Genomic DNA, 11,978 nt, shown 5'->3' with positions numbered 1-11,978 from the left:
TTATGCCAGGTGCTCGCCGGTGAGCCGGTCCAGCACCGCGCGAAGGTCCACTTCCCGGGCGATCTCCAGCACGGCCCTGGCCATCATCGGCTCGGGGCCGGTGCCGGTCAGCACCAGCCCCACCCGCGGCTCGTACGCGGGCCGCTCCAGCCGGATGACCCGCATGCCCTCGGGCACGCCGAACATGTGCAGCCACGCGTGCGCGATCACGCTCGACCAGTGGTGCGTCGCGACGTGCGCGAACAGCGCCGAGACGGTGTCGGTCTCGATGGCGGGCATGGCCACCGCGCCGGCCTCGCGGAAGTTGGCGTCCAGGATGCGGCGGTTGCGCATCTCGGGGGCGAGCAGGCACAGGGGCAGCGCGGCGACCTCCGCCCAGCGCACCACCCGCCGGTCGGCCAGCCCGCCGTCGGACGGGGTGAGCAGCAGGTAGCGCTCCTCGTACAGCGGGGTGGCGCGTACCTCGCCGAGGTCCTCCTCATCGTCGTCGAGGTAGGTCATCGCCATGTCGATCTCGTACTCGGCCAGTTGCCGCGCGATCTCCCGCGACGACAACGACGTCAGCCGCACCCGTACGTGCGGATAACGCTCGCAGAACGGCGTGGTCAGCAGCGAGGCGGCGGTCAGCGCGGTCGGGATGGCCCCCAGGCGCAGCGTGCCCGACAGGCCCTCGCGCATCCTGGCCAGGTCCTGGCGCATGGCGTCGGTGTCGGCGATGATGCGCTGCGCCCACAACACCACCCGCTCGCCCTCAGCGGTCAGGCCGGCGAACTTGCGGCCGCGGCGGACCAGCGGCACGTCCAGTTCGCGTTCCAGCTTGCGGATGGCCGCCGAGAGCGACGGCTGGGAGACGTGGCAGGCCGCGGCGGCGCGGGCGAAATGCCGCTCCCGGGCCAGGGCGACGAGGTACTCCAACTGGCGCAACAACACGCCACAGGATGTCCCAGCCTCGCCCGTCCCGTCCATCTCGGCTGCTTGGCGAAGTCGGCCGGGCACGAGCGCGGGGCGGTACGGCCCGGGTGACGAGCCAGGTCGTACGCGCCCCGGATCTACCCGGTCACGCCTGGCTTGGCTCGGGCGGGGCGGAGGTCATGGGCCGTACCACGCGCACGCTGGCGGAGCCGATGTCGAAATAGAGCCCCACCAGCTTGAGCCGTCCGGTATCGACCCGCTCGTCCACCTGGGGGTAGCTGCGGAGATTGTCCAGTTGCTGCTGCACGTTGAACTGGCAGAGCAGGTCCAGCGCTTCGTCGTGGAGGTGCCCGTCGTCCGCGCGGAGCCCGGTCAGGCTGGCATCGCCGTGCCGGAGCCAGCGGCCGAGTTGCGGCAGTTCGGCCGTGGCCGCCGGGCCGGCGAGCAGCGCGGCCATCGCGCCGCAGCCCGAGTGGCCGCACACCGTGATGGTGTGCACGCCCAGGACGCGGGTGGCGTACTCGATGGCGGCGGCCACCGAGTCGTCACCCGGCGCGGAGCCCGCGCGCGGCACCAGGTTGCCGATGTTGCGCACGGTGAACAGGTCGCCGGGGCCGCTGGAGGTGATCAGGCTGGGCATGATCCTTGAGTCGGCGCAGGTGATGAACAGGTGGGTGGGCTGCTGCTTGGCGGCCAGTGCGGTGAAGATGGGCCGTACCAGCGGCGCCGTACGGCGGTGGAACTCGTCGGCGCCCTGCGTGAGCCGGCATTCCACGGTCGTGGGCGCGTCGGGGCGGCGGTGGGTCCAGGGCAGCCACCAGCGTCCGGCCGGCTTGGGCGGGCTCTTGGCCGGAGACATGCGGGCCCCGCTGGCGGCGATCGTGTACCACTCGTCGTGCAGTTCGTCGATGGTCACCGTGCCGCCCAGACGTTCGTGCTCCTGCCGCCAGTTGTGGATGGCCTCGAAAGCGGCGTTGTCCATGAAGTCGATGTTGAGGTCGAGGTCCACGGCGGCTCCGGCGGGAATGGCGCGCAGTTCCTGGGTGAGGCGGGGCACGCCGAGGAAGGTGAGCGAGCCGGAGACCGTGGTGTGCAGATGCCCGTTCAGCTCTTCGCGCTTGTCGATCGTCACCCGGGTCAGCCGCCGCAGGGCGAGCAGCGCGGCCAGGGCGAGGCCGGCCAGCACGCCCTCGGCCAGGCCGACCAGGATCACGCCTGCCATGGTGACCAGGTAGACGGACACCTCGTTGTGGCCGTGCACCTTCTTGACGTGACCGAGGCTGATCGTCCTGATGCCGATGTAGATCAGCAGGGCCGCCAGCGCCTCCATCGGGATGAGCTGGATCGTTCCACCGAGGCAGAGCGCGAAGAGCAGGACCCAGACGCCGTGCAGGATGGCCGACCGCCGGCTGCGTGCGCCGGCCCGGATGTTGGTGGTGCTGCGTACGATGACGCCGGCCACGGGAAGCCCGCCGAGCAGGCCGCTGACCACGTTGGCCAGGCCCTGCCCGGACAGCTCGCGGTCAAGGTCGGCGCGGGGGCCGGTGTGCATGCCGTCGGTGGCCACGCAGCAGAGCAGGGACTCCGCCCCGGCCAGGAGCGCGATCAGCAGTACGGCGCCGGCGACGTGGTGCCAGTCTCCCTGCGGCAGCGCGGGCGGCGCCCATGTGGTGATCGCGCCGGTCAGGTCGATGCGGGTGACGTTCCAGCCGAACACCCACGCGGTGCCCGCGGCGACGAGCAGCGCCGCCAGCGGGGCCGGGATCGCCCGGACGTGCTTGGGCAGCCGGCCCCAGATCAGCATGACCGTGACGGTGAGCACGCCGACCATGACCTTGTGGCCGTGCAGGTCGATGATCTGCCCGGGAAGCTGAATCAGGTTGGCCAGTGCCGAGTGCTGCGGGCTGCCGCCCAGGACGACGTGCAGCTGGGCCAGCGCGATGATGATGCCGACGCCGGCCAGCATGCCGTGGACGACCGCGGGTGAGACGGCCAGCGCGGCCCGCGCCGCCTTGAACACGCCGAGCAGCACCTGTACGGCGCCGGCGAGAATGGTGATCACGCAGGTGGCGCGCCAGCCGTAGGTGTGCACCAGGCCGGCGATCACCACGGTCAGGCTCGCCGTCGGGCCGCTCACCTGCACGGGCGAGCCGCCCAGCCAGCCGGCGACGATGCCACCGGCGACGGCGGCGATCAGCCCCGACGCCGGGGGCGCGCCGGCGGCCATGGCGATGCCCAGGGACAGGGGCACGGCCACCAGGAACACGACGAGTGACGCCGGGAGATCGCTTCTGAGAGTACGCATAACGCTACTCTCCGTATCTATCTTCATGCGGCACACCATAGTGGTGAAGGCGGCGCCGCCAGGCGTCTACCGAGCGCTGTTCGCTATCGGCGCTCGCCGGAGCACGCCCAGCGCGTGTTCAGACGGTGGCCGAGGGACTGCATGGGACGTTCGACGAAGCGGTGGCTGAGCCAGCTGAGCGGTATGAGCAGGCACAGGAAGCCCACGCCGACGCCGATCTGCAGCGGCGGCGGCGACCAGCGCATCTCCCCCGCCACCCGCATGACGATCAGGAGGATCGGCAGGTGCACGAGGTAGAGGGAGTAGCTGATCTTGCCCAGCCAGGCGAGCACGGCGGGCACCGGGCGGGCGCGCCAGGCCATGGCGGCGGCGAAGGTCAGGGCCGCGAGGAGGATGGTCAGGGCCCACACGTTCGGCCGCACCCACCACCAGCCGGCGTTGAGCGCCCACAGCGGGGTCGCGGCCACGAGCGTGGCGGCGCCGGCCACCGGCCAGAGCGCTCCCCCGCCGTGCTCCCAGCGATGAATCGCCGTACCGGTGAACATCACGGCCAGGATGGCCGCCCCGAACCAGGGGACCCGGCTGCTCAGCAGCACCAGCAGCAGCGCCATCACCCCCAGCGCGCACGCCGCGACCGTACGCCCGCGCCCCGACACCACGCAGCCGAGCCCGATCACGAAGAGGCCCGACGACACCCACACCAGCCAGCCGCCCGACAACAGCGGCCCCGATAAGACCAGCCCGGCGATCGCGCCGATCAGCGCGAACCCGGCCGGAAGCAGGCCCCGGCCGTCGCGCACGCCGGCCACGAACAGCGCGGCGGCCAGCAGGTAGAAGATCATCTCGTACGACAACGTCCACATGGTGTTCAGCACGCCCGCCATGCCCACCGCGTCCAGCAACATCGTCAGATGCGCCACCACGGACGACAGATCCCTGGCCACCTCGGAACGGATCGGAACCCACCAGGCCAGGGCGAGCACCAGGGCGATGACCGCCAGGTAGAGCGGATAGAGGCGGAAGAACCGGCCGACCCAGAAGGCCCGTACGTCGCCGTGCCGTTCCAGCGAGGCCGGGATGATGTATCCGCTGACCAGGAAGAACACGAGCACGCCGTAGACGCCGAGGTTGAAGGCGGTGGGCCGCAGCCAGGGCATGGCCCAGGTGGTCAGGTGCTCCCCCACCACGGCGAGGGCGCCGATGCCGCGCAATGCGTCCAGCCAGGCGAGCCGGGCGGGCGCCCGCGGCCCGGCACGAGTGATCGCGGAGGTGGCCGTCGGCACAGGCTCAACGTATAGGAAGGATGATCCAAAGTGCAGGGCCCGGCGACGAACTTTCGCGCGACGGGACCCGTCTGACCCATATGAACCGGATTCTGCCGGCCGTCGTCGTGCTGGTGCTGGTGCTTGGCGGGTGTAGCGGTGGCGTCCCGGTGGACCTGCCGCGTTTCGCCGGGTCCGCCCGCTCGGTCGAAGAGGTCGCACGCCAGTTGCGCACGTACGAGTCGCGCGGGGACTCGTCCTACCCCGCGGTGGGTGACGTCTTCCAGCTGTGCCTGGGCACCCTCGATTCCCGCGCCCCCGCCGAGCCGCAGGCGCTCCCTTCCGTGGTCGCGCATCTGAAGACGTCCCCGCCCGTGGACGTGCGGTTCATGTTGATGCCCGACGCCGCGCGGGCGGCCGGCCTGGTGGCCCGGGCCGCAGGGGTGGCTCAAGGCTGCGCCGGGTCGGCGAGCGGCACCCTGGGCGAGGGCATGGACGCGGAGACGACCGTGTCCGCCTTCAACCGTGACGGCTGGTCGGGCGTGCAGGTCATCACCAGCGGGCGGCGCGGAAGCGACACGGACAACCCGTTCTTCTACCGGCCGTTCACCTCGGGGGCTCTGGTGGTGAACAAGGGTGCGTGGGTCGTGGAACTGGAATGGGACCTCGACGGCCGTTTCGGGTCCCCTGACCCCGGGTGGGCCGAGGCGGGGCTGAAGCTCTCCCAGGCCGTGCTGGCCGTGGCCGACGGCGGCGTGACGGCGCCGGATGCTCAGGAGCGGACGACCCGGTTGGTACATGCCCTGCCCGATCCCGGCGCCTACGGTGAGCGGCTGAAGGTCTGGCCGGAGCCCGGCGAGCCGCGCCAGTACCGCGAACAGGGGTCGGGGCCGCCGATGAGCAACGACCTGTCCTGCGGCACCGTACCGGCCAGGGAGCACCCTCCGGGCTTCCTGCCCTCGGTGCGGCGCTCGCTGCTCGGCGAGGTCGCCGTGCACGAGATGGTGTCGCCGGCGCGTGACGAACAGCACGCCGAGCAGGTACGGCGGACCTGGTTGCACGATGACCTGACGAGTTCCTCGCCGCCGGACCCTTGCGGCTATTCCGACCCGGGGTTCGTCCACAGCGCGCAGACCGAGGCGAAGGGCGTCGCACCGTCGGTCACGGCCTTCCGGCATGGGGAGTGGACCGGGGAGATCGAGCGATTCGCCGCACGTCATCCGAAGGCGACCGCCGCCTCCGGTTACCGCGACTCCTATGCCCATGTGGCGGTCGCCGTAAGGAAAGGCGCGGTGGCCGTTTACCTGCGGTGGCAGGGCGCGGCAGGGGTGGATCCGCAGCCGGTGTTCAGGCGCGGCGAGTCGGCCGTGAAGCGTACGCTGGACCGGCTCGCAGGGGCCGCCTGACGCTGGTGGGTTGGCATCGCCTTCGACGGCTCACGTGGCGTCGGTGCTCACGCGGATGAGGTGGGGGCCCGCCGCGATGATCTCCGCGGCCGCCTCGTCGTCGAGCCTGTCATCCGTGATGATCTTGTGGATCTCGTCCAGCCGCAGCGCCCGGTAGCGCGCGAACCGGCCGAACTTCGCGCTGCCCGCGACGAGGACCGACGTGGTGGCGGCGGCGAGTGCGGCACGTTTGACATCGATCTTCGCTTCGACGGGCGTGGTGACGCCGTGCCGTACATCCCAGGAACTCGAGGACAGGAAGGCGATGTCGAGGGAGAGCTCACGCAGGGCGAGGGTGGCGAGCCTGCCGGAGGTGGAACGGTTCGCGGTCTCGACCCGGCCGCCGACGCAGATGAGGTCCACGCCCGGGTGGTCGATGAAGTCGGTCACGGTCGCCAGGTCGTTGCTGACCACCGTCAGGTCGCGCGCCTCGTCGAGGAAGGGGCGGACGGCCTGGATCGTGGTGCCGGCGTCGAGGTAGATGGTCATCGAGTCGGCGACCATCCCGGCCGCGGCGCGCGCCATCGCGGCCTTGCCCGCCTGGTCGGTGACCGCCTTCTCGGTACGGTCGGGCTCGCGCAGCAGCCGGGTGACGATCTTGGCCCCACCCGGCGTGGCCTCGACGCTGCCCTGCTTCTCCAGGGCGATGATGTCCCGGCGGATGGTCATGTGGCTGACGGAGAGGAGCTCGGTGAGCTGGCGGTAACTCAGCACGTGGGCATGCTGCAGATGACGCAGGATTTCCTGCCTGCGCTGCTCAGGAATGAGTGGCGGCCTCGCCATGGACTACCTCCTCGCCGGGGCTCAGTGTAGTGCGCTCCCCCCACGGGCTGGACCAGCGCGCGGCAAGCTCGGCCACCGCTTCGGCAGTGAGCTCCCGGCGCGGCATTCCGCTGGTCAGCAGCGTGATCCGGCAGGCTTCCTCAAGTTCGGCGGCGCGGTCAACGGCCTCGTCCAGATCCGTGCCGGCCAGCACCGATCCGTGGTTGGCCAGCAGCGCGCCACGCAGTTCCCAGGGGCAGGTGCGCAGGTCCTCGCCGAGAGCGGGATCACCGGGCCGGCGGTAGGGCAGCAGCGGCGTCTGACCGACGCGCATCACGAAGTACGGGGTGAGCGGGGGCACCGCGCTGTGCTCCGACCACGGTTCCAGGCAGGCGACGGCCACCGCCGAGGGCGAATGGACGTGCACCACCGCCCGGTGACCGGGATCGCGCTGGTAGAAGGCGATGTGCAGCGGCCACTCCTTCGACGGTTTCGCGCCGTCGAGGTGACGCCCGTCGAGGTCGAGCACCGCGATGTCTTCCGGCCGCATCCGGCCCAGCGGCGCGCCGGTCCCGCTGATCATGATCCGGTCACCGGCGCGGACGCTGAGGTTGCCGCTGGTGCCGGGGCTGAGGCCCTCCTCGACCACGCGGACACCGGCGGCGAGCAGGTCGTCCAGCGCGCTCACGCGAGCCGGTCCCAGGCCGAGGTGAACAGGTCGTCGGGCCCGAAGTTGCCGCTCTTGAGCGCCAGTGCGACCACCTCTCCGCCGGCGGTGGTGGCGGAGCTCCAGCAGATGCCGGTGGCGATTTCCGGGCCTATGCGCAGCAGGCCGATGCCCAGCGCGCGGACGATCGCGCCGCTGGTCTCGCCGCCGGCGACCAGCAGGCGGGTGATGCCGGCCCGCTCGACCAGCCGCTGCGCGACGCGGGCGAGCACGTGCTCGACGGCGGGCGCGACCGGCCGGCCAGCTATCTCGTGGACGAGGTCGGCCTGCTCCCCTGCGGCGTACACGACGGGTGCGGCGCCGTCCGGCTGGGCCCGGACCCATTGGGTGATCGCGTCGATCTCGCTTTCCGGGTCGCGTACGGCCGTCGCCGGGTCGATCCGGCGTACCGGCTGGGTGCGGGCGGCGGTGGCGATCTGCCGCCGCGTGGTCGCCGACGCGCTGCCGCACAACACCACGCGGCCGGCGTCCGGGCCCGGTGACCAGGTGTCCGCCGCGGCGCCGGGACTCGGCAGGCCGTGGGCCAGGCCGGAGCCGCCGCTCACGAGCGGGCTGCCGGCGACCGCGACGCCGAGGACGCGCAGGTCGTCGTCATCGATCGTGTCGACGACGACGTAGCGGGCGGGCGCGGCCGCGATGGCGGCCCGGACCGCCTCCGGACCCTGCCGCACCGTCTCGTGGTGGATCTCCGAGACGGCGTGCCGGGTCTGCGGGCGGAGCAGGTCGGCGACCCGGGAGCGGGTCATCGGCGTGAGCGGGTGGTGCCGCATCGAGGAGTGTTCGAGGAGGTCGCCGCCAACGAAGAGGTGACCGTGGTAGACCGTGCGGCCGTTGGCGGGCAGCGCGGGCGCGACAACCACCCGCTCTGCGCCCAGTTCCTCCGACACCATGTCCAGGACCGGCCCGATGTTGCCCTCGTCGGTGGAGTCGAAGGTGGAGCAGTACTTCACATAGATCTGCTCGGCGTCCCAGCTCCGCAGCCTGTCCAGCGCGCCGCGCGAGGAGGCGACCGCCTCGCCGGAGGGCGCGGTCCGGGTCTTCAGCGCGATGACCAGCGCGTCGAGATCGGCGCGCGCCGATGTGCCCGGGTCGTGCTCCTCGATGGCGACGGCCACCCGATAACCGTTGCGGCGCAACATGATCGCGAGATCCGTCGCGCCCGTGAAGTCGTCGGCGATGGCACCCAGCACTGTCGCACCTCGTTCTTCCTCGTCAGGCCTGCCTATGCCTACATTTCATCTCATGTGAATATTTGATGCAAATTTGTAAAATTCTAGATCCTGTGTAACAGTGGCGGCCAGCGTCGTCCCTGGTCACCTGGGCGGCGCTTTGCCAGATTGGAGCTACGGTGATCCATTCCCATGCCGTGCGGGATCACGTTCCCGTCAGAGTCGCGCTGACCGGCGCAGGCGGTGGATACGGCCGCACGCTGCTCGCGCAGCTCCAGCACACGCCCGAACTGATCCCGGCGGTGCTCATCGATCCCGACGTGGACGGCGTGCGCCGCATGCTTGCCGAACTCGGGCACGACGCGGCCGGCCTCGCGGCGCCGGCCACCGGCGAGGAGTTCCGTGCCGCCGTCGCCGCCGGCCGCACAGTCCTGCTCGCCGACGCCGCCCCGCTCGGCTGGGACGGCGTGGACGTCCTGGTCGAGGCGACCGGCCACGTGAGCTCCGGCACCGCCTACGCCGAGGACGCGCTGGCGCACGGGGTGCACGTCGTCATGGTCAGCAAGGAAGTCGACACCGTCGCCGGTGTCGCCCTCGCGGCCAGGGCGGCGGCGGCCGGCGTACGTTACCTGCCGGGCGACGGCGACCAGCCCGCCAACCTGCTGCGCCTCGTCGACTGGATCTCGGCCACCGGCCTGGAGATCGTCGCCATCGGCAAATCGGGCGAGTACGACCTCGTCTTCGACCCCGGCAAGGGAACCGTGACGCAGGCCGGGGTGACGATCGACGCACCCGCCCTGGCCGAGGTGCTCGATCTGGGCGACGATCCGCTCGCCGCGCTGCGCCGCCGCGCCGATCTCGTCGCCGGGCTCAAGCGCAGGGCGGCCGCCGACCTGTGCGAGATGACCGTGGTGGCGATGCGCACGGGCGCCGTGCCGGACGAGGAGAGCCTGCACTACCCGGTGGCCAGGATCGCCGAACTCGCCGACATCTACGCCACGCGTCAGGACGGCGGCCTCGTGGGCCGCGACGGCGTCATCGACGTGTTCTCCGCGCTGCGCCTGCCCGGCGAGGCGAGCTTCGCCGGCGGCGTGTTCGCGGTGGTGCGTACCGGCGATCCGGCGACCTGGGAAATGTTGCGGGGCAAGGGGCACGTCGTCAGCCGAGACGGCCGCTACGCCTGCCTCTACTGGCCCTACCACGCGATGGGCGTCGAAACCCCGCTCACCATCCACGCCGCCGTCACCGGCGCGGGCGTCGCGCCGCGCCCCCGGCCGACGGTGCTGCTCGCGGCCAGGACCGCCACGGCCCTGGAGGCCGGTACGCCGTTCCGGGTCGCCGGTCACCATCACGAGATCGACGGCGTCGCCCCGGTCATGGTGGCTCCCGACGCCGGCCTCGCGCCCTACTACCTGCTCGGCGACGCGCGGTTGCGCCGCCGGGTCGAGGCGGGCGAGCTCGTGCGCCTCGACGACCTCGAGAACGTCGCGCCCGTACCGCTCGCCGCCTATCTCGCCGCAGCACCCCCAGCCCCCCAGCCGAAGGGAACCGACCAATGACGACGCTGCCCCCGCGTTCACCCCGAGGGGACGGACCATGAGCGTCGAGATCATCGCGCTGATCGTCTTCGCGGGCGTTTTCGCCGTCTCCGCGATCCGCAACGTGCACATGGGGGCGTTGGCGCTGGTCGCCGCCTTCATCGTCGGTATCGGGTTCGTCGGCGAGGGACTCGACGACATTCTCGAGGCGTTCCCGGTCGATACGCTGCTCATCCTGCTCGGCATCACCTACCTGTTCGGCATGGCCAGGGAGACCGGCACGATCGACTGGCTCGTCGACCGTTCCGTGCGTCTGGTCGGCCCACGGGTCTCCCTGCTGCCGTGGGCGATGTGGCTGATCGGCACGGGGGTGGCCTGTCTCGGCACCTCTCACGCGGCGTTCGCCGTCGTGCCGATCGCGATGTCACTGGCCACGACGCACCGGATCAGCCCGACGCTCATGGGCATCGCCATGAGCTCCGCGATCGTGGGCGGGGCGCTGGCTCCGACGAGCATCAACGGCATCACGGTCGCCACCATCGCCGAGGACACGGGGCTGCCGTACAACGCGGGGCTCATGTTCGTCCTGTCGGTCGGGGTGAACGCCCTGGTGGTCCTGGCCGCCTTCCTGATGTTCGGCGGCCCGGAACTGATCCGCCGTTCGCGGCGGGGAACCGCGGCGGCCGCCGAGCCTGCCGGGAGCGGTGGCTCGGGTTCCGCGACCGGCACTCCGGGTTCCGCGACCGGCACCCTTGGTTCCGCGACGGGCACCCCGGGCTCTGCGACCGGCACCGCGGGTACTGCGACCGGCACCTTGGCGATCACCGACACCACCGCAGCGGCGCCACCGCCGATCACTCGCATCCAGGTGATCGTGTTGTGCGCGCTGTTCGCCCTGATCGCCGGGTTCTTCGGGCTCACCGTGCTCGACGTCGACGTCAATCTCGGTGTCGTCGCGCTCACCCTCGCGGTGATCCTCTCCCTCCTGGTGCCGGACGTGGGGCGCCGCGCGATGTCGAAGGTCGACTGGGGGACGATCCTGCTGCTCGGCGGCATCATGACCTATGTGGGCGTACTGACCAGGCTGGGCGCTATCGACCAGCTCGGCGAACTGGCCAGGTCGGTCAACATCCCCCTGATCGCGGCCATCGTCATCTGTGTCATCGCCGGCCTGGTGTCGGCGTTCGCCTCGACGATCGGCATTCTCGGCGCACTCATTCCGCTGGCCGTACCGCTCCTCATGCCCGGGGGCGGGCTGGAGATGACCGGGTTCATCTACGCGCTGGCCATCTCGGCGTCGCTGGTGGACTGCGCGCCGTTCTCCACCACGGGTGCGACGATCGTCGCCTCCGCGGCCGAGGACGAACGACCGCTGCTGTCGAGACGCCTCACGGTCTGGGGATTCGCCATGGTCCTGATCGGCCCCGCGGCCACGATCATCACCATGGTGCTGCCACCCCTGCTACTCGCCGGCTGACCACACCGCACCGCTCCGCTTCTGGACGAGCGAGGCACCCCTCGGCCGCAGTGACCGTCAGGTGGCCGGATCGACACAACACGACGCGATGCGACACGACGCGGCCCGGAGTCCGGCAACGGCCGGCCTCCGGGCGTCGCCGGGTTGATCGGGCTGGCGCTCGGGGCGCTGCTCCTGCCCAACGCAGCCGCCGCCGAGCCAGCCGCGCACGACACCGGGCGGGCATCCTCCTGCCCCTGCACCTCGACGCGGGGAGGTGCCGGGCGGGGCGCGCCGGCCGGGGTGTGGGGCGGCCCCGCGCCGGGGGGGGGCGCCCCGGGGCGTGGTCGCCGGCCGGCGGGGTCCCGGGCCACGTGGCCGGGGGGGGGGCGGCGGGCGGGG

At 71.6% G+C, this 11,978-nt stretch carries 9 protein-coding genes; 3 read left to right on the top strand and 6 right to left on the bottom strand.

What is annotated here, in order from left to right:
• From AB0I81_RS23210 to AB0I81_RS23200, 3 genes are all read right to left on the bottom strand, one after another.
• Entirely contained in the window at positions 1–930 is a 930-nt protein-coding gene (locus AB0I81_RS23210) for a LysR family transcriptional regulator (RefSeq protein ID WP_360660704.1), read from the bottom strand.
• Positions 931–1,057: 127 nt separating this feature from the next.
• The gene (locus AB0I81_RS23205) at positions 1,058–3,217 is read right to left on the bottom strand and encodes a bifunctional SulP family inorganic anion transporter/carbonic anhydrase (RefSeq protein WP_360659822.1); all 2,160 of its coding nucleotides are present in this window, start codon (positions 3,215–3,217) and stop codon (positions 1,058–1,060) included.
• Between the two features lie 83 nt (positions 3,218–3,300).
• Positions 3,301–4,500 (bottom strand): acyltransferase, encoded by a 1,200-nt coding sequence (locus tag AB0I81_RS23200; protein ID WP_360659820.1) that lies wholly within the window; start codon positions 4,498–4,500, stop codon positions 3,301–3,303.
• 80 nt (positions 4,501–4,580) lie between these two features.
• Between AB0I81_RS23200 and AB0I81_RS23195 the strand changes: the two genes are divergently transcribed.
• A complete protein-coding gene (locus AB0I81_RS23195) occupies positions 4,581–5,885 on the top strand; it encodes a hypothetical protein (protein WP_360659818.1) in 1,305 nt (434 codons plus the stop codon).
• Between the two features lie 30 nt (positions 5,886–5,915).
• Here AB0I81_RS23195 and AB0I81_RS23190 read toward each other — a convergent pair whose 3' ends face one another.
• The 3 genes from AB0I81_RS23190 to otnK are packed head-to-tail and all read right to left on the bottom strand — an operon-like array spanning position 5,916 to position 8,603.
• Positions 5,916–6,707 carry a DeoR/GlpR family DNA-binding transcription regulator gene (locus AB0I81_RS23190; protein WP_360659816.1) on the bottom strand — a complete coding sequence of 264 codons (792 nt, stop codon included), beginning with the start codon at positions 6,705–6,707 and terminating at the stop codon, positions 5,916–5,918.
• On the bottom strand, positions 6,682–7,374 hold the full coding sequence (locus AB0I81_RS23185) for a class II aldolase/adducin family protein (RefSeq protein WP_360659814.1): 693 nt from the start codon (positions 7,372–7,374) through the stop codon (positions 6,682–6,684). Before AB0I81_RS23185 ends, AB0I81_RS23190 begins: the two co-directional genes overlap by 26 nt.
• Entirely contained in the window at positions 7,371–8,603 is a 1,233-nt protein-coding gene (gene otnK / locus AB0I81_RS23180; protein WP_360659812.1) for a 3-oxo-tetronate kinase, read from the bottom strand. The genes AB0I81_RS23185 and otnK overlap by 4 nt, the downstream gene beginning before the upstream one ends.
• Before the next feature lie 158 nt (positions 8,604–8,761).
• Here otnK and AB0I81_RS23175 point away from each other — a divergent pair, with 158 nt between their 5' ends.
• Both AB0I81_RS23175 and AB0I81_RS23170 read left to right on the top strand, forming a co-directional pair.
• The gene (locus AB0I81_RS23175) at positions 8,762–10,141 is read left to right on the top strand and encodes a homoserine dehydrogenase (protein ID WP_360659810.1); all 1,380 of its coding nucleotides are present in this window, start codon (positions 8,762–8,764) and stop codon (positions 10,139–10,141) included.
• Positions 10,142–10,178: 37 nt separating this feature from the next.
• Positions 10,179–11,597, top strand: a complete 1,419-nt coding sequence (locus AB0I81_RS23170; protein ID WP_360659808.1) for an SLC13 family permease — start codon at positions 10,179–10,181, stop codon at positions 11,595–11,597.
• The last annotated feature ends 381 nt before the right edge of the window (positions 11,598–11,978 follow it).

This window comes from Nonomuraea sp. NPDC050404 (genome assembly GCF_040655495.1).
Lineage (GTDB): Bacteria > Actinomycetota > Actinomycetes > Streptosporangiales > Streptosporangiaceae > Nonomuraea.
Note: the sequence above shows the minus strand (reverse complement) of the source record. Positions and strands in the feature narration are given on the sequence as shown.